General features: G+C 66.3%; 12 protein-coding genes. 6 read left to right on the forward strand and 6 right to left on the reverse strand.

What is annotated here, in order from left to right; all coding sequences use genetic code 11:
- Nucleotides 1-90: 90 nt before the first annotated feature.
- From BDW41_RS14130 to BDW41_RS14140, 3 genes are read right to left on the reverse strand one after another with little or no spacing between them, the layout of a single operon-like run.
- Nucleotides 91-495, reverse strand: a complete 405-nt coding sequence (locus BDW41_RS14130; RefSeq protein WP_074549464.1) for a GFA family protein — start codon at nucleotides 493-495, stop codon at nucleotides 91-93.
- Complete coding sequence (locus tag BDW41_RS14135) at nucleotides 492-686, reverse strand: hypothetical protein (RefSeq protein ID WP_074549466.1); 195 nt, start codon at nucleotides 684-686, stop codon at nucleotides 492-494. Before BDW41_RS14135 ends, BDW41_RS14130 begins: the two co-directional genes overlap by 4 nt.
- A 25-nt stretch (nucleotides 687-711) precedes the next feature.
- On the reverse strand, nucleotides 712-1,329 hold the full coding sequence (locus BDW41_RS14140) for a DJ-1/PfpI family protein (RefSeq protein ID WP_074549468.1): 618 nt from the start codon (nucleotides 1,327-1,329) through the stop codon (nucleotides 712-714).
- Between the two features lie 241 nt (nucleotides 1,330-1,570).
- Here BDW41_RS14140 and BDW41_RS14145 point away from each other — a divergent pair, with 241 nt between their 5' ends.
- The 5 genes from BDW41_RS14145 (at nucleotide 1,571) to BDW41_RS14165 (ending at nucleotide 10,725) form a co-directional block, all read left to right on the forward strand.
- Nucleotides 1,571-2,584, forward strand: a complete 1,014-nt coding sequence (locus BDW41_RS14145; RefSeq protein WP_074549470.1) for a class 1 fructose-bisphosphatase — start codon at nucleotides 1,571-1,573, stop codon at nucleotides 2,582-2,584.
- A gap of 678 nt (nucleotides 2,585-3,262) precedes the next feature.
- Nucleotides 3,263-4,210 (forward strand): patatin-like phospholipase family protein, encoded by a 948-nt coding sequence (locus BDW41_RS14150; protein WP_110301611.1) that lies wholly within the window; start codon nucleotides 3,263-3,265, stop codon nucleotides 4,208-4,210.
- 102 nt (nucleotides 4,211-4,312) lie between these two features.
- Nucleotides 4,313-4,822: a hypothetical protein gene (locus BDW41_RS14155; protein ID WP_074549472.1), complete on the forward strand. Its 510-nt coding sequence runs from the start codon at nucleotides 4,313-4,315 to the stop codon at nucleotides 4,820-4,822.
- A 67-nt stretch (nucleotides 4,823-4,889) separates the two neighbouring features.
- On the forward strand, nucleotides 4,890-6,911 hold the full coding sequence (locus tag BDW41_RS14160) for a S9 family peptidase (protein ID WP_074549475.1): 2,022 nt from the start codon (nucleotides 4,890-4,892) through the stop codon (nucleotides 6,909-6,911).
- A 262-nt stretch (nucleotides 6,912-7,173) separates the two neighbouring features.
- The gene (locus BDW41_RS14165; protein ID WP_083337687.1) at nucleotides 7,174-10,725 is read left to right on the forward strand and encodes an autotransporter outer membrane beta-barrel domain-containing protein; all 3,552 of its coding nucleotides are present in this window, start codon (nucleotides 7,174-7,176) and stop codon (nucleotides 10,723-10,725) included.
- Between the two features lie 27 nt (nucleotides 10,726-10,752).
- Here BDW41_RS14165 and BDW41_RS14170 read toward each other — a convergent pair whose 3' ends face one another.
- The gene (locus BDW41_RS14170; RefSeq protein WP_074549479.1) at nucleotides 10,753-11,844 is read right to left on the reverse strand and encodes a PA0069 family radical SAM protein; all 1,092 of its coding nucleotides are present in this window, start codon (nucleotides 11,842-11,844) and stop codon (nucleotides 10,753-10,755) included.
- A gap of 52 nt (nucleotides 11,845-11,896) precedes the next feature.
- Nucleotides 11,897-14,101, reverse strand: a complete 2,205-nt coding sequence (locus BDW41_RS14175) for a hypothetical protein (protein WP_074549481.1) — start codon at nucleotides 14,099-14,101, stop codon at nucleotides 11,897-11,899.
- Nucleotides 14,102-14,315: 214 nt separating this feature from the next.
- On the opposite strand from BDW41_RS14175, the gene BDW41_RS14180 reads away from it, so the two are divergent.
- Nucleotides 14,316-14,576, forward strand: a complete 261-nt coding sequence (locus tag BDW41_RS14180; protein WP_074549483.1) for a GlsB/YeaQ/YmgE family stress response membrane protein — start codon at nucleotides 14,316-14,318, stop codon at nucleotides 14,574-14,576.
- A gap of 57 nt (nucleotides 14,577-14,633) precedes the next feature.
- Here BDW41_RS14180 and BDW41_RS14185 read toward each other — a convergent pair whose 3' ends face one another.
- On the reverse strand, nucleotides 14,634-16,292 hold the full coding sequence (locus tag BDW41_RS14185) for an MFS transporter (protein WP_074549485.1): 1,659 nt from the start codon (nucleotides 16,290-16,292) through the stop codon (nucleotides 14,634-14,636).
- Nucleotides 16,293-16,294 lie beyond the last annotated feature (2 nt).

Below are 16,294 nucleotides of genomic sequence, written 5' to 3' on the forward strand. Positions count from 1 at the left end.
GACGGAACAGCTGCCCGCTGCGTAATGGAACGCGACGCTCGATGTGCTCATAAGGTTCTCGCGAACTTATTCACAAGTTGCCCGAGTTATTCACAGGTAACTCGTCACGGCCGGCGCGTTCCACCAGTTGTTGTCGCGACCATCCGCGAACCTCACCGGCGTCGCGGCCCATTCCTCGTCGCTCACGTCGTCCAGGCAGGCGACGTTGACGGAGACGTAAGCGCCGCCGATCTGTTCCACGTAGCCGCGATGGAACGCGTGCGTGCCGCAGTGGCGACAGAACACGTTATGCGCGCTGTGGGTGCCGAACTGGTAGTCGACCAAGGCCTCCTCGCCGCTCAGCAGGCGGAAATGTTCCGGCGTGGTCCTGGCGCCCCAGAAGCGCAGCTTGCGGCAGATGGAACAGTTGCAGCGGCCGGTGCCGGCGGACAGGTCCAGCTCCGCTTCGTAGCGGACGGCGCCGCAATGGCAACTGCCCTGGTGCGTACGGGTCATGCGCGAACTCCTCGTAGGGTGGGTGATGCGGCGGGCATGCGCTCGGCCGCGACTTCCTTGCTCACTTTGACTTTCTTGCCCTGCACCGGCGCCGGCGTGCTGGCCGGCAGGCGGTATTGGCCGTCCATCAGCAGGCCGCGCAGGTACAGGGGCCGATAAGCCATCAGGATCTTTCCAAGCGGGAATGCCATGACGTCCTCCTCGTCATTCGATGCGTCACGCCGCCACGGCAGCGGCGGCTTCGCCCGCGCACCAGGGCGGCGGCAGGGCATGCTTGAACAGGCGGAACCAGTGCTCGCGGTCGCTGGGGTTGTACAGGTCGAGCGTGCGGATCACTTCGCGGGCGAACTCCACGCAGCCGAGCTGGCTGGCGGTGATCACGCCGCCGTCGCTCACCGCGAGCACGTTCGCGTCGTACTGATCGGCGCCCGCATAGGCGGGCACATGCGCGCCGATGTGGCCCGGCCAGCTGCCGGTATGACGGCAGGCATCCAGCAGCCCGGCACGGGCCAGCACCAGCACACCACTGTCGACGGCGGCCACCGGCACGCCGGCCGCGTGGAGGCGGCGCGCCGCGTCCACCGCTTCCTCGCCGTGCCCGTGCTCCCACACATACCCGCCGGGCACGATCAGGAGCGCCGCGCGCTTGAGGTCCAACTGGGCCAGGGTCAGCTCCGGCACCACGCGCAGGCCGCCCATCGAGAGCACCGGCTGCATGGAGAAGCCCACCGTCTTCAACTGCCATTCGCCCGGACGGCGGATCTCGCAGAGGGCATGCGCCGCATGCCAGTCCGCGAAGCCGTCGAACGCCAGGAAATACACCGTATCGCGCATGAGAGTCCCTCCTTCCGATGGAGGGAAGTGTGGGGACCCCCTGCTGCCAACGTGTTGTCAGCAGGGGCGGCGCGGATCAACTCCGGGTTATCCACAGCCGCCGCTCCTGCGCGAGGCGGACGGGGGTGGCTTGCCAGAAAAGGTTTTCCAGACCGGGAGATGAACCCACTGGTCACACTTTGTACTGACAAGCGCAGGGGTCTCCCCGGACAATAGGCGTCCCTTTGCTTGCGGGTTCGCCATGAAGTCCATCTCGCTGATCCAGTTCCTCATCGAGGAACGCCGCGCCGGCCGCATCAACGCCGAGCTGTCCCTGCTGATCGAAGTCGTGGCGCGTGCCTGCAAGCGCATCGCGGTGGCCACCAACAAGGGCGCCCTGGGCGGCGTGCTGGGCGAGGCCGGCACCGGCAACATCCAGGGCGAGGCGCAGAAGAAGCTGGACGTGATCTCCAACGAGATCCTGCTCGAAGCCAACGCCTGGGGCGGCCAGCTCGCCGCCTGCGCGTCGGAGGAAATGGAAGACCCGCAGCCCATCCCCGACATGTACCCCAAGGGCAACCACCTGTTGCTGTTCGATCCCCTGGACGGCAGCTCCAACATCGACGTGAACATCTCCGTCGGCACCATCTTCTCGGTGCTCCGCTGCCCCGACGGCATCACGGAGCCTAAGGCCGAGCACTTCCTGCAGGAAGGCACCACCCAGCTCGCCGCCGGCTACGTGGTGTACGGCCCGGCCACCGTGCTGGTGCTCACCTTCGGCCACGGCACGCACGAGTTCACGCTGGACCGTGAGGTGGGCAGCTTCATCCTGAGCCGCCGCGATATCCGCATTCCCGAGGAAACCGCCGAGTTCGCCATCAACATGTCCAACCAGCGCCACTGGGAAATCCCCATGCAGCGCTACATCGGCGAACTGCTCGCCGGCAAGGACGGCCCGCGCGGCAAGGATTTCAACATGCGCTGGGTGGCCTCGATGGTGGCCGACGTGCATCGCATCATCACGCGCGGCGGCGTGTTCTTCTATCCGCTGGACGCCAAGATCAAGTCCAAGGGCGGCAAGCTGCGCCTGATGTACGAAGCCAACCCCATGGCCTTCATCATCGAACAGGCCGGCGGCGCCGCCACCACCGGCCGCCAGCGCATCCTGGACATCCAGCCGACCGGTTTGCACCAGCGCGTGCCGGTGTTCCTGGGCTCGAAGAAGGAAGTGGAAGTGGCGACGCATTACCACGTCGCGGCGGACGCGGCGGGTTGAAGTGAACTCGCCACCTTGCGGCAAGACACTCCTGTAGCGTGGTGTTCCATCTCCACAACAGCACGCTCCAACCAACGCGTCATTTCTGCTCCAAGGCCGGCGCTCCGCCAAACGCGACGCGATGTGCCGCACAGCGGCACGAGCCGTCCGCTCGACGCTCTTGATCTATGGGTCCTCGTATGAGGCGGCGGGCGGGTGGAGGAATAGCCCGAAGGGTGGCTCGCAGGGATGCGAGCCAGTTTGGCGTCAGGGCAGGATGCCCTGTCGACAAACCCCGTAACCCGTCCGCGAACCTATCGGGCTTTGCCCGATAGGCGCCGATTCCGGGGGGGCCCTTCTCTTTGGTTACTTTCTCTTGGGCAAGCAAGAGAAAGTGACCCGGCCTCCGGCAGGAGGTCGGAACGCTCGCCGCGCAGGCAGCCAGGTCGCGGAAGCGCTAAAAAGTGCCGAACACACTCCCACGCGACAACCCAGCACAAAGTCACTGGATCCCGGCCTTCGCCGGGATGACGGCTCCTTTGAGGAAACGAGGCAAGAGTCCCCTCACATGACCGCCGCCCAACGGCACGCCCCAATCCGCCATCACCTCGCCCCGCACCGGCCGTACACTCGCCCGCCAACCACCACCGGCAACGGAACCGCCGGCGGCCCCCCGCTCCCCATCATCCCCACGCCGACATGACGTCCACCCGCCGCATCCATGCCCTGCTCCCCCTGCTCGCCACGCTCGCGCTGTGCGCCTGCTTCGGCGACACCAAGCCCACGCCGCCCGCGCCCATCGCGCCGCCGCCGGTGGTGAAGCTGCGTATCGGCCTGGCACTGGGTGGCGGGGCGGCCAAGGGGTTTGCGCATATCGGGGTGATCAAGATGCTGGAGGCCAACGGCATCCGTCCTGACGTGGTGGCCGGCACCAGCGCGGGCAGCGTGGTCGGGGCGCTGTACGCCAGCGGCATGGATGCGTTCCAGTTGCAGGAGACGGCCGCCGCGCTCGACCAGGCCAGCATCCGCGACGTGCGGCTGTTTTCCGGTGGCGTGGTGCAGGGGCAGAAGCTGCAGGACTACGTGAACCAGCAGGTGAAGAACCGGCCGCTGGACAAGCTCAACGTGCCGTTCGCGGCGGTGGCGACGCAGCTGGAGACCGGCCAGCGCACCGTGTTCGTGCGCGGCAACACCGGGCAGGCGGTGCGCGCGTCCAGCAGCGTGCCCGGCGTGTTCGAGCCGGTGGAGATCAACGGCAAACACTATGTGGACGGCGGCGTGGTCAGCCCGGTGCCGGTCGATGCCGCGCGCCAGCTCGGCGCGGACGTGGTGATCGCCGTGGACATCTCCAGCAAGGCCAGCGGCACCAACCCGCAAGGCATGCTCGGCATCGTCGGCCAGTCCATCAGCATCATGGGCCAGAAGCTGGGCGAGCAGGAGCTGGCGCGCGCGGATGTGGTCATCCGCCCGCAGGTCAACCAGATCGGCGCCGCCGATTTCGAACAGCGCGACCGGGCCATCCTCGAAGGCGAACGCGCGGCGCTGGCAGCCATCCCGGCCATCAAGGCCAAGCTCGCCCAGGTGCAGCAGGCTCGCCAGCAGGCGGCGATGCGTGCGCAGGCGCCGGCGGCCACGACCACGCGCTGACCCCGAAGCAGTTTCTTTCCCGGCTGTCCATACGGCCGTCCGGACGATGGGATTGCCCGCGTCCGCACGGTAGCTTGCGCGCGGGGAAAACGGGGGAAAGCCATGAGTTCATGCGACCAGTGCGGCAAGTCGATCCTGTTCGGCGGCCAGAGGCTTGATCAGCGCCGTTACTGCAGCGCCGCCTGCGCGCGCATCCATCCGCTGCTGGAGATGGCCGATCGCGTGCCGGTCGACATTCTCCAGCGCCAGGTGAGCGAATGGCGCCAGTCGGCCTGTCCGAAGTGCAAGCGGCGGGACGGCGCCATCGACGTGCATGAGCATCACCGCGTGCATTCGCTGGTACTGATGACGCAATGGAGCACGCGGCGCAATGTCTGTTGTCGACGCTGCGGTCGCCGCGAGCAACTGCTGAGCACGCTGTACTGCGCCACCCTGGGCTGGTGGGGTTTTCCGTGGGGGCTGCTGGTGACGCCGGTGCAGATCGTGCGCAACGTGGCCGCGCTGTGCAGGCGCGAGGCGGATCGACCCTCGGCGGCGTTCGAGCAGATCGTGCGGCGCCAGATCGCCCGCCATTATCTCGATGCGCAGGCCACCGTGCCCGCATCGCCATAAGTTACGTTGGCGGGAAGCGCCTCTGGCTGTTAGCGTGGGAATTCTTCACCGTTATCCGGGCTTCGCCATGCAACACCCTGCTCGTCTGCTTCTGCCGCTCCTGGCCGCCGCCTTCATTCCTGCTCTGCATGCCGCGCCTGCCGTCGATCCGCGCATCGACGCCTTGCTGACCGAACTGGGCAAGGCCCGCGCCATCAGCGCGGTGCAGATGTCGCCGGACGGCAGCCAGCTCGCATGGGTCGTGCGTACCGACGGCAAGGACGTCATCGAAGTGGCCAAGGCCGATGGCAGCGGCGCGCATCGCGTCGGCGCGGCATCGGGTGACTGCAACGAGACCGATCCGGCATGGGCGCCGGACTCGCATCGCCTTGCCTATGTGGCCAACTGCGGCAGCGGGCAGCAGAAGGATCTGTTGATCGTCGACACGCAGACCAAGGAATCGCCGCACCACATGGCGTCGCTGCCCGGCGTCGCGCAGGGTTTCAGCTGGTCGCCGGATGGCAAGTCGCTGGGCTTTCTCTACGTGCCCAACGGCACGCGCCGCGCCAGCGCGGTGTACGCGGCGAAGCCGGCATCGGGTGAGATTGGCGTGGACGGGCTGGAAGTGCAGCGCGTGGCGGCGGTCGATGCCGGCGGCGGCGCGGTCAGGCTGCTCTCGCCCGAGAAACTCTACGCTTATGAATTCGCCTGGTCGCCGGACAGCCAACGCATCGCCTACACCGCCGCGCCGCCGCCGGGCGACAACAACTGGTGGCTGGCCAAGCTCTACGTGCAGAACGCGCAGGCACAGGCGAAGCCCGACGCGATCGTCGATCCATCGACGGTGAAGGGGCCGCTGCACGGCCTGCAGATGGCGCTGCCGCGCTGGTCGGCGGATGGACAGCGCATCGGCTTCATCGGTGGCCTGATGAGCGATCAGGGTGCGACGGGCGGCGATATCTACGCCGTGCCGGCATGCGGCGGCGAGCCGGTGAACCTGACGGCGGGCACGACGGTGACGCCGGCGTGGTTCGACTGGTTCCGCTCGGATGAAATGATCGTCGCGCATATTCGCAACGGCCAGAGTGAAGTGGCCGAGTACGGCGTCACGCCGACCAAGGCCACGCAGGAAGTCCTGCTGTTCACCCTACCCGCCAGCATCGGCGACGGCAGCGCGGAGATGGCCTTGTCGCTGTCCGCCGACCGCACCAAGGTCGCCTTCGTGCAGAGTTCGTACACCGAAGCGCCCGAAGTGCACGCCGGCCCGCTGAGCCAGGTCCCACCGCCAGCCGTCACCCGCATCAACGCCGCGCTCAAGCCCGGCTGGGGCAAGGCCGAATCGGTGGAATGGGACAACGAAGGCCATCACGTGCAGGGCTGGCTGCTGTATCCGGCCAATTACGATCCGAAGAAGTCGTATCCGATGATCGTCACCGTGCATGGTGGACCGTCGAGCGCGGTGATCCCACGCTGGCCGCGCATGGGTTTCGGCGGCGAGCCGTTCTCGGCGCTGGGTTATTTCGTGTTCATGCCCAACCCGCGCGGCAGCTTCGGCCAGGGCGAGGCCTACGTGCAGGCCAACCGCAAGGACTTCGGCCACGGCGACCTGCGCGACATCCTCGCCGGCATCGATGCCATCGAAAAGAAGCTGCCGGTGGACGACAAGCGCCTGGGCCTCACCGGCTGGAGCTACGGCGGCTTCATGAGCATGTTCATTCCCACGCAGACGCAGCGCTTCCGCGCGGTGGTCGCGGGCGCGGGCATCGCCAACTGGCAGAGCTATTACGGCCAGAACCTGATCGACCAATGGATGATCCCGTTCTTTGGCGCGTCGGTATACGACGATCCGCAGGTGTACGCGAAGAGTTCGCCCATCGACTTCATCAAGCAGACCAAGTCGCCCACGCTGGTGGTGGTGGGCGATCGCGACGCCGAATGCCCGGCGCCGCAGTCATTCGAGTACTGGCACGCGTTGCGTGCGCTCGGCGTGCCGACGTCGCTGGTGGTGTATCCCAACGAAGGGCATCACTTCGTCGATCCCGATCATCAGCGCGACGTGTTGCAACGCGCACTGATGTGGTTCGAGAAATACCTGCCGCCGTCGAACTGAAACTCCTGCGAACGCACACAAGGCTGTCGATGGCGGCAGCCTTGTCGCGCTTGCAAGCGCTAAAACTCGGCCTGGCATCGAGCGAGCAAAACTTCGCAGATGCATGCACGTAGTTTCACGGATGCGCGCCAATGTCGTCGTGCAACGGCGCCTTGATCGCTACATGACATTCACAGAGGCGGCGCTATCACATGGCGCGTCAGCATGGTGAAGTGCCGACGCAGGCGCTTACGTAACGCACTCTGTTTGGCATGGGGCGGCCATGAGCATCCCACTGTGTCCATCACGACTCTCCGCAGGCATCGTGCTGGCTTGCCTGTTCTCCACGGCAACGCACGCCGGCACCGTGCTGATACCCGACGGCGGCAACCTCGCCACGTTGACGCCGATGAGCGGCGACACGTGGGTGCTGCTCGGCAACGCCTATCTTTCCGATGGAAGCAGCAGCACGTTCGCCAAGGCATGGCCCACCGGCCTGATGTTGTCGATCAACAGCGCGCCGGCCGGCGGCACGATCACGCTCAATGATGGAGCGGGCCACTACGCTTACATCAGCGATCCCAGCCTGACGCTGACGCTTTTCCATCTGACGCTAAGTGGCGGCAATAACGCGACCGGCAGCGGCGGCGTGATCGATGCCGCCACCTCGCTGACCTTGCAGACCAGCAGTGACACGGTGTTTCGCGGCAATGTGGCGAATCAGGACGGCGGCGCGATCCATGCGCCCGGTGCGCTGACCGTCAACGGCAGCCTCACCGCCAGCCAGAACCAGACGCTGCTCGGTTCAGGCGGCGCAGTGCTGGTGGGCCAAGGCAATGCGCTGGTCACCGGTGCGGTTTCCATGGATGGCAACCACGCACAGGTATCAGGCGGCGCCATCGTTGCCGCCAACGGCAACATCGCGCTTGCTACGCAAACGGGCGACATCACGCTCACCAACAATACGGCCGGGCTGGCGGGCGGCGCGATCAGCGCGGCCAATGGTCCCGGTGGCACGGGTTATCTCACGCTGGGCAACGGCACGGGCAACATCACCCTCGTGGGCAATACGGCGGGCGTGAGCGGCGGCCCAGACGCTCCCGTGGTGACGGCGCCCAAGGGTGTCGGCGGAGCGGTGTACGCCGAAGTCGCCACGTTGACGGCGCAGACGGTGACAATCTCGAACAATATCGCGCCCACGGGTGGCGGCATGTATGTCTACGGCAATGTCGCCATCAACGGCGACTTGATCGCCAACGGCAACCAGGCCATCAATCCTGGCGTGATCAATGACGCGGGTTCCGGCGGTGTCATCTACGTACAGTCCGGCGGTATAGACGTCCATGGCGATGCCAGCCTGAGCAACAACATCGCCAAGGGCGCGGGCGGCGCGATGGTGGCGGCCGACAGCCATATCAGCATCAGCGGGTCGGTCGACATGACGGGCAATCAGGCGCTGAGCAATTCGGGCGGTGCGCTCTATACCAACGATTTCGGTTTTGAGGCGTCGGTGAAACTGGCCACGCTTTCCGGCAACGTCTCCGCCGCCAGCAACCATGCCGGCATCGACGGTGGCGCGATCTACGTCAATGGCTATGGCTCGGTGGAGCTCGGCAATGCCACGTCCACGCTGACGCTGGTCAACAATACGGCGAGCCAGGATGGCGGTGCCATCTATGGCGGCGCCGGCATCACCGTGAATTCCGGCGGCACGTCGAACATCAGCGGCAATACCTCCGGAGGCAATGGCGGCGCCTTCTGGAACAACGGCAACCTGGCGGTGAATGTGACCGGCGGCAGCCTGACATTTTCCGCCAATCACGCGGGCGGGTTGGGCGGTGCGATCTATGCCGATCCTTCGCTGCTGTCGTTCAACGCCACCGGCGGCGACATCGCCTTCACCGGGAACACGCAGGCCGGCACGGGCACGGCACAGGCCAACGCGCTCTATATCGCCAACACGGGCAACGACAGCTCCCTGGTCTTGAATGCCGCGGCAGGCCACAGCATCACCTTCTTCGATCCCATCAAGAACGATGGCCTGCACGGCCTGATATCGGTGGCCAAGTCCGGCGACGGACTCGTCAGCTTCGATGGCGCGCAGTACAGCGACGTCGCGGAGCGATGGTCACAGGTTTACGCCAATACGGAGGTGCAAGCGGGCACGTTCGAAGTAGCTAACGCCGCGGCCTATGGCGTGCGTGCGGCGAATATCGCGGGTACGGCGTCGCCCAGTTCCTTCATCGTCGACAGCGGCGCGACCCTGCAAGGCGGTGGCTACGGTGCGGTGATCGCCGATCAGGTGACGTTTCAGCCGGGCGCGACGCTGAACCTTGCGGGGAAGCAAACGGGCGTACGCAGCGTGTTCGGCATTGATGCGGCCAACGTAAACTTCATGCCCGGCAGCACCCTCGTTTTCAACACCGTGCTCAACACCGGACTCACGCAAGACAGCGACCGACTGTTGCTGAGCCGCAGCACGACCAGCGGCACCGGCACGATCATCGTCCACCGCGTCGGCGGCACGGGCGGCATCACGGTGGGTGATGGCATCCAACTGGTCGCCACCATCAATGGCGCAACCACGCAGCCGGACTCGTTCGTGCTGGGGCAGCGCGTGGCGGCGGGGCCCTTCGAATACCAGCTCTATCGCGGCGGCTCGCTCAACGGCAACGATTGGTTCCTGCGCAACTCGTACACACCACCGCCCGCGCCACCGATACCACCCGCGCCGCCTGTTCCACCGCCACCACCCGGCCCACCGGTGCCACCCGATCCCCCGCCGCCACCGACACCACCCGCGCCATCGCCCGCTCCGTTGCCCGACATACGTCCGGAAGTACCCACGGACATGGTCGTGCCCGTGCTGGCCAATCAGTTGGGGCTGGAGATGCTGGGCACCTACCACGACCGTCAGGGCGAGGACTACGCGAACCTTGGCCCAAGCGACAACACCGGCTATCGGCCCAGCTCGGGCTGGGGACGCATGTTCGGTGGAAGCCAGCACGTGGGCTATGGCGGCGGCGATGCCTACGACCGCTATCACCGCTTCACCAGCTATGGTCCCGCGTACAGCGACGACACTTACGGCTTCCAGACCGGCGTGGATCTCTATCGCGCGGACGAGGGAGACCTGCGAACCCAATCCGGCGTGTACGTCGGCGCCGCTCGTGCGAATGCCGACGTGAAGCAGATCTACAGCGGCGAGCAGGCGGGCACGGTGTCGATGGACGGCTATGCGTTCGGCGGCTACTGGACACGCAAGGCAAGCAGCGGCTGGTATGTGGATGCCGTGCTGCAGGCGATGCGCTACGACCGCATCCGGGCCCGTTCGTTCTATGGCCTGGAACTGGACACCACCGGCTGGGGATTCATCGGATCGCTCGAAGGCGGCCGCGCGTTTGCGCTGAACGAACACTGGTCGCTCGAACCCCAGGGACAACTGATCTATCAGCGCGTATCGCTCGATGATGTCGCCGACGCCTACGCACGCGTCACGTACAACGGCAGCAACGCGCTTTACGGACGCCTCGGTCTGCGACTCCTGCGGCAGTGGAACATGGGCAACACGTATCCGATCACGGCCTGGATGCGCGTCAATGCATGGGATGCCATGGGACCCTCACCGAAGACCACCTTCATCGCCCCCGACGGCCTTGGCGCCTATCCGTTCTCGACCAGCCTGGGCGGCCGCTGGGCGCAGGCGCAGCTGGGCGTGGCCGGGCAGATATCAACCGCCATCAGCCTGTTCGCATCCGTCGACTACAACCACGTTATCGGCGTGGGCAATGGACATGGCATCGGCGGCCGGGTCGGCGTTCGCGCAAGCTGGTAACGTCTCGCAAAGCGGCAGCGAGCTGCCTCAGAACAATTGGCCTTGGGGCGATGGCTTGCGCGGCGGCACGAATTTCGTGGTGTCCAGCCACAACTCGCGCGCGCGGCCAAAGCCGTGCTTGCGGCAGGCGACATCGAAGCGGCGGCGGATGAGTTCGGCGAACACGCTCTGCCCGCGCATGCGCGTGGTGAAGTCGCTGTCGTAGTCGCGGCCGCCGTGCATCTGCTGTACCAGGCTCATCACGTGGGCGGCGCGTTGCGGCACGTGCAGCGCCAGCCATTCGCGGAACAGCGCTTTCAACTCGTAGGGCAGCCGCAGCGTGGTGTAGCCGGCGCAGGTAGCGCCGGCGTCGGCGGCTTGTTCCAGTACCGCTTCCATGTCGCAGTCGTTGAGCGCGGGAATGATGGGCGCGACGAGCACGCCAACCGGCACGCCAGCCTCGCGCAGCTTGCGTATCGCCTTGATGCGCCGGTGCGGTGCGCTGGCGCGCGGTTCCAGTTTCGCGGCCAGATGGTTGTCCAGCGAGTTCACCGACACGAATACCTGCACCAGGTTTTCGCGCGCCATCGGCGCGAGGATGTCCATGTCGCGCTCCACCATCGCGTTCTTGGTGACGATGGTGCACGGATGCTTGCATTCCGCCAGCACTTCCAGCGCCGCGCGCGTGAGTTTCCAGCGGCTTTCGATGGGCTGGTAAGGGTCGGTGTTGCTGCCGATGTTGATCGGGCTGACCGTGTAGGAGGGCCGCGCCAGTTCATGGCGAAGCACTTCGGCCAGGTTGCTCTTGGCGCGCAGCCTGGTTTCGAAATCGAGGCCGGGCGACAGATTGAGATAGCTGTGCGATGGACGGGCGAAGCAATAAATGCAGCCGTGTTCGCAGCCGCGATACGGATTCAACGCCTGGTTGAAATGGATGTCCGGCGAATCGTTGCGCGTGATGACGCTGCGCGCCTTCTCCTCCGTCACCTCGGTGCGCGGGCGCGGCGCCTGTTCGTCGAGCAGCAGGCTCTGCCAGCCGTCATCCTCGGCGTGGTGGCGGATGGACTCGAAGCGGCCCTCCGGGTTGGAGGCGGCGCCGCGGCCCTTGAGGGCCTGCAGGGGAAGAAAGGATTCGGCCATGCCGCCAGTGTGCGCCGGGCATGTCTCAGCTGGCGCGACACCTGGGGGATGCCTAATTCACCGGCGCGAGCTGCTCCCTCAAGGCATCGCCCATGGCCTGCAATGGATAGCGGCCGAGTTGCCGGTCCAGCTCGTTGAACACGGGGTCGGAGATGGTCCAGCCCATGGGAATCGGGTAGTTGCCAGGACACAGGCGGAAGTGCCACAGGATGTCGCCGTTCGCGGGTTGCGTCGCGTCCGGCCTCAGCGCGTTGAGCAGTTGCACGCGCGCGTATTCGCCGCGCGCGCTGCGCGTGTCGAGCAAGGCGTAGAACGGGGCGGTCGCCTCGCCGCTGACCTGATCGTGGAGTTTGCCTGGCACCGCGGGGCACGCGGTGGAGTAGACCGGCATCGGATGGCTGGCATCGTGCTGGTCGATGAAGTCGGTCATCAACGGATCGTTGCTGATGTGGATGACGATGAAGCGCAAGGCGATGCCGCGCTCCCTCGCCTTGCCGCGCACCAGACGCAGCAGTTCGAGCAGGGTGGTGGCGCCGGAGTTCTCGAAGTAGCCGCCATCGACCAGTTGCAACCGATCCGGCACCGGCGGATTGGCCATGTTCGCCTCCAGCGTGCCTGCCGGGCTGATATAGGTGAAACGCGCGCTGTTGAGCACCACTTCGCTGAGCGGCGCGCGCGGATCAAGCCAGCTCGAACCGTCGAGCCCCGCGGTCCAGGGCTGCCGCTGCGGCGTGGCCAGCGGCTTGAACGGATGCTCGATGAAGCGCTTGCCTTCGGCCACGGTCGTGCTGTTGAGGAACAACGCCGGCAACGACGGAGCGGTCGGCCCGTACAGCGCAGCGAAGGGTTGCGCGAAGGCAGGCATGCCTTCCTTGCTGGCCGCCGATTCCCATGCGCGCGTCAGGGCTCGCGAGCGGTCGTTGAGCCACGCGCCGGGCAACCAGCGCTGGGTGAAATCGACGAAGAAGGCGTTGGCCAGTGTCGGTGCGAGAAAATCGTGGCTCAGCAGGCGGCGGGCGCGAGGCTCCAGAGTCGATACATCCACCGGCTGCGGTTGCGCCAGCGACGCCGTATAGACGGCCAAACCCAGGCCGCCGCCCGACACGCCGCTGCTCGCCAGCAGGTGTCGCGCGAACAGGGGTTCGCTTCCCGATGATTGCCCTTGCTGGGTCAGCGCGGTGAGCTTGCCTAGCACTTCGACGGTCCACGCGGCGCCGCGGATGCCGCCGCCCTCGGCCGACACCAGGATCACTGGGCAAGGGCGGCGTTCCGCGCAGCGGTCCGTGAGCCAGTTGTCCATATAGGCATCGAACGACGTGCGCGTGTCCGCGGGTTGCGGCGCGGGTCGTTCATGCGTGGACATCGCCGGGTACTGGCGCACCCTATGGTTGTCGTTGAGATGCAGCCAGTGCAACGAGGCGCCGAGCAGCAACAGCATGCTCAGCAGCGGCACGCCGCGCCGGTCGCCGAGCATGCACAGCAGGCCGCCGTTGTAGCAGAGGAAGGCCTCGGCGATGAGCAGGATGGCCAGCGGGCCGATGCCGTCCAGCAGCTCCGGCCGGATGGCGATCAGCACGGTGGCGAGCACGTTGAGCAGCACCGCAGCCGCATACATGGCCACGGCCCGCGGGCCGAGCTCGCGCACGCGCCACACGCGCTTCTCTTCCCTGGGCTGAAGACACGGCGCGCGCACGCCCGCCATATGGCGCGACAGCATATGCCACGCACGGCGGCGCATGACGAAGAACACGATCAGCGCCGCCGACTCCACCAGCAGGCCCAGCGCACGCCAGCTGCGCTGCATGCATTGGTCGGTGATGCCGCACGGGCCATGCGGCAGCCGGCTCAAGGCCAGCACGTAGCCGAGGCAGATCAACAGCGGCACGGACGCGCCGAGCAGGCGCGGCAGCCAGTCGCGCAGGACGGCCGCGCGTTCGTCCTGCAGCGAGGGCCAGCGCGGATAACGCAGGCGATAGGCATTGCGCGCGGCATGCCACATGGCCAGGCCAGTCAGGGCGCCGGTGGCCAGCAAGGCCAGGTAGCGCCAGCGGCTGGGATCGGTCCACAGCGCAATCAGGAAAAGCTCGGCCGCCTGATCCACGGCGATGGCGACCACGGCCACCGTGGCCAGCACCAGCAGCGACACGCGCACGGGCTTGAGGTGATCGAGCACCAGCGCCGTCCAGCCCTGCATGCGGCGCCACCGGCTGCGGACGCCGCCGCGTGGCGTTTTCCTTGCGCGTTCGAGATCGGGCATGCGGCGCCCTCCCGGTGCCGTGCTTCGCCATGGCCGCGGCCATAGTAGAGCGCCCGGGGGTCTGCCTCTCGTGATCCGGTTGGCATGCACGTTTCGGCGACATCGCCAACCGGGCGCTGAAGCGGCGTTCCCGCATTGCGCTGGCGGTCACCGTGCCTGTGGATACTTCCTGAGCCTGTGGACAGTTTGTGGATCGACTCACCGGGAGCTTGCGATGACCACCGAAGGCCTGCTGATTTTCCTGTTGATCGGCGCCATTGCCGGCTGGCTGGCCGGCCTGATCGTGCGAGGCTTCGGCTTCGGGCTGATCGGCAACATCGTGGTCGGCATCATCGGCGCGTTCTTCGCCGGGTGGTTGCTGCCGCGGTTGGGCGTGCATTTCGCCGTGGCGGGGCCCTTCGTCAACAGCGTGCTGCACGCGTTGATCGGCGCGGTGGTGCTGCTGGCCATCGTGGGCGTGATACGCAGCATGTAGCGGCCATAGAAAAGGCGCGGCGGTTGCCCGTCGCGCCTTGGCCTTGCGTGAAAACGCTCAGTAGCGGATGTCGACGTCCTTGGTTTCGCGCAGGAACAGCAGGCCAATGAAGAACGTGGCGATGGCCACGATGATCGGATACCACAGGCCGTAGTAGATATCGCCCTTCCAGGCCACCAGCATGAAGCCGATGGTGGGCACGAAACCGCCGAACCAGCCATTGCCGATGTGGTACGGCAGGCTCATCGAGGTGTAGCGGATGCGCGTGGGGAACATTTCCACCAGCCATGCGGCGATGGGCCCGTACACCATGGTCACGTAGATCACCAGGATCGCGAGCAGCACGATGAGCATGACGTAGTTGCTCTGCGCGGGGTCGGCCTTCTCCGGATAACCGGCGGCTTTCAGCGCCGCGCCCAGCTGCGCGCCGAAGGCCTTGCCCTGGTCGGCGAAGGCCTTGCTGTCCAGCGAAGCGCCCTCGAAAGATGTAATGCTGCGATCGCCGATCTTCACTTCGGCCACGCTGCCCGGCTCGGCGGTGACGTTGGAGTACGGAATGCCCTTCTTCGCCAGCGCGCTCTTGGCCACGTCGCACGAGCTGGTGAACTTGGTCTTGCCGACCGGATCGAACTGGAAGCTGCAGGCCTTGGGATCGGCCACCACCTTCACCGGCGCGGTGGCCGCGGCAGTCTCGATGGCCGGGTTGCCGAAGTGCGTCAGGCCCTTGAAGATCGGGAAGTAGGTCAGCGCGGCGAGCAGGCAGCCGGCGAGCACGATGGTCTTGCGGCCGATGCGATCCGACAGCCAGCCAAACAGCACGAAGAACGGCGTGCCGATGGCAAGCGCGGCGGCGATCAGCAGGTTCGCCGTGGTGCCGTCGATCTTCAGGCTCTGGGTGAGGAAGTACAGCGCGTAGAACTGGCCCGTGTACCACACCACGGCCTGGCCGGCGGTGGCACCGAGCAGCGCGAGGATCACCAGCTTGAGGTTCTTCCACTGGCCGAACGCTTCGGTGAGCGGCGCCTTGGAGTGCTTGCCCTCGGCCTTCATCTGCTGGAACACCGGCGACTCGTGCAACTGCATGCGGATGTACACCGACACCGCCAGCAGCAGCGAGGACACCAGGAACGGAATGCGCCAGCCCCAGTCGTCGAACTTGGCGTCGCCCAACCCCAGGCGCGTGCCGAGGATGACCAGCAGGGACAGGAACAGGCCGAACGTGGCGGTGATCTGGATGAAGCTGGTGTACAGGCCGCGCTTGCCGTTGGGCGCATGTTCGGCCACATAGGTGGCCGCGCCGCCATACTCGCCGCCCAGCGCCAGGCCCTGCAGCAGGCGCAGCGCGATCAGCAAGGTCGGCGCGGCGACGCCAAGCTGTGCATAACCCGGCAGCACGCCGACGAAGAACGTCGACAGGCCCATGATGATGATGGTGATGAGGAAGGTGTACTTGCGCCCGATCATGTCGCCCAGGCGGCCAAACACGATGGCGCCGAACGGACGCACCGCGAAGCCGGCGGCGAAGGCGAGCAGTGCGAAGATGAACTGGCTGGTTTCGTTGAGGCCGGTGAAGAAGTGCTTGCCGATCAGCGCGGCCAGCGAGCCATAGAGATAGAAGTCGTACCACTCGAACACGGTGCCCAGGCTGGAAGCCAGGATGACGCGGCGGTGGCCGGTGTCGAGCGATCCCCGCATGTCGACGGCGGTCGTAGCCATGA

This window comes from Dyella sp. AtDHG13 (genome assembly GCF_003201105.1).
GTDB lineage: Bacteria > Pseudomonadota > Gammaproteobacteria > Xanthomonadales > Rhodanobacteraceae > Dyella > Dyella jiangningensis_B.

What these genes read in the sequence shown, in the direction of transcription:
- BDW41_RS14130 (WP_074549464.1), bottom strand. Translation starts at nt 495, where the DNA reads ATGACCCGTACGCACCAGGGCAGTTGCCATTGCGGCGCCGTCCGCTAC.
- BDW41_RS14155 (WP_074549472.1), top strand. Translation starts at nt 4,313, where the DNA reads ATGAGTTCATGCGACCAGTGCGGCAAGTCGATCCTGTTCGGCGGCCAG.
- BDW41_RS14145 (WP_074549470.1), top strand. Translation starts at nt 1,571, where the DNA reads ATGAAGTCCATCTCGCTGATCCAGTTCCTCATCGAGGAACGCCGCGCC.
- BDW41_RS14185 (WP_074549485.1), bottom strand. Translation starts at nt 16,292, where the DNA reads ATGGCTACGACCGCCGTCGACATGCGGGGATCGCTCGACACCGGCCAC.
- BDW41_RS14140 (WP_074549468.1), bottom strand. Translation starts at nt 1,329, where the DNA reads ATGCGCGATACGGTGTATTTCCTGGCGTTCGACGGCTTCGCGGACTGG.
- BDW41_RS14180 (WP_074549483.1), top strand. Translation starts at nt 14,316, where the DNA reads ATGACCACCGAAGGCCTGCTGATTTTCCTGTTGATCGGCGCCATTGCC.
- BDW41_RS14135 (WP_074549466.1), bottom strand. Translation starts at nt 686, where the DNA reads ATGGCATTCCCGCTTGGAAAGATCCTGATGGCTTATCGGCCCCTGTAC.
- BDW41_RS14175 (WP_074549481.1), bottom strand. Translation starts at nt 14,101, where the DNA reads ATGCCCGATCTCGAACGCGCAAGGAAAACGCCACGCGGCGGCGTCCGC.
- BDW41_RS14150 (WP_110301611.1), top strand. Translation starts at nt 3,263, where the DNA reads ATGACGTCCACCCGCCGCATCCATGCCCTGCTCCCCCTGCTCGCCACG.
- BDW41_RS14160 (WP_074549475.1), top strand. Translation starts at nt 4,890, where the DNA reads ATGCAACACCCTGCTCGTCTGCTTCTGCCGCTCCTGGCCGCCGCCTTC.
- BDW41_RS14170 (WP_074549479.1), bottom strand. Translation starts at nt 11,844, where the DNA reads ATGGCCGAATCCTTTCTTCCCCTGCAGGCCCTCAAGGGCCGCGGCGCC.
- BDW41_RS14165 (WP_083337687.1), top strand. Translation starts at nt 7,174, where the DNA reads ATGAGCATCCCACTGTGTCCATCACGACTCTCCGCAGGCATCGTGCTG.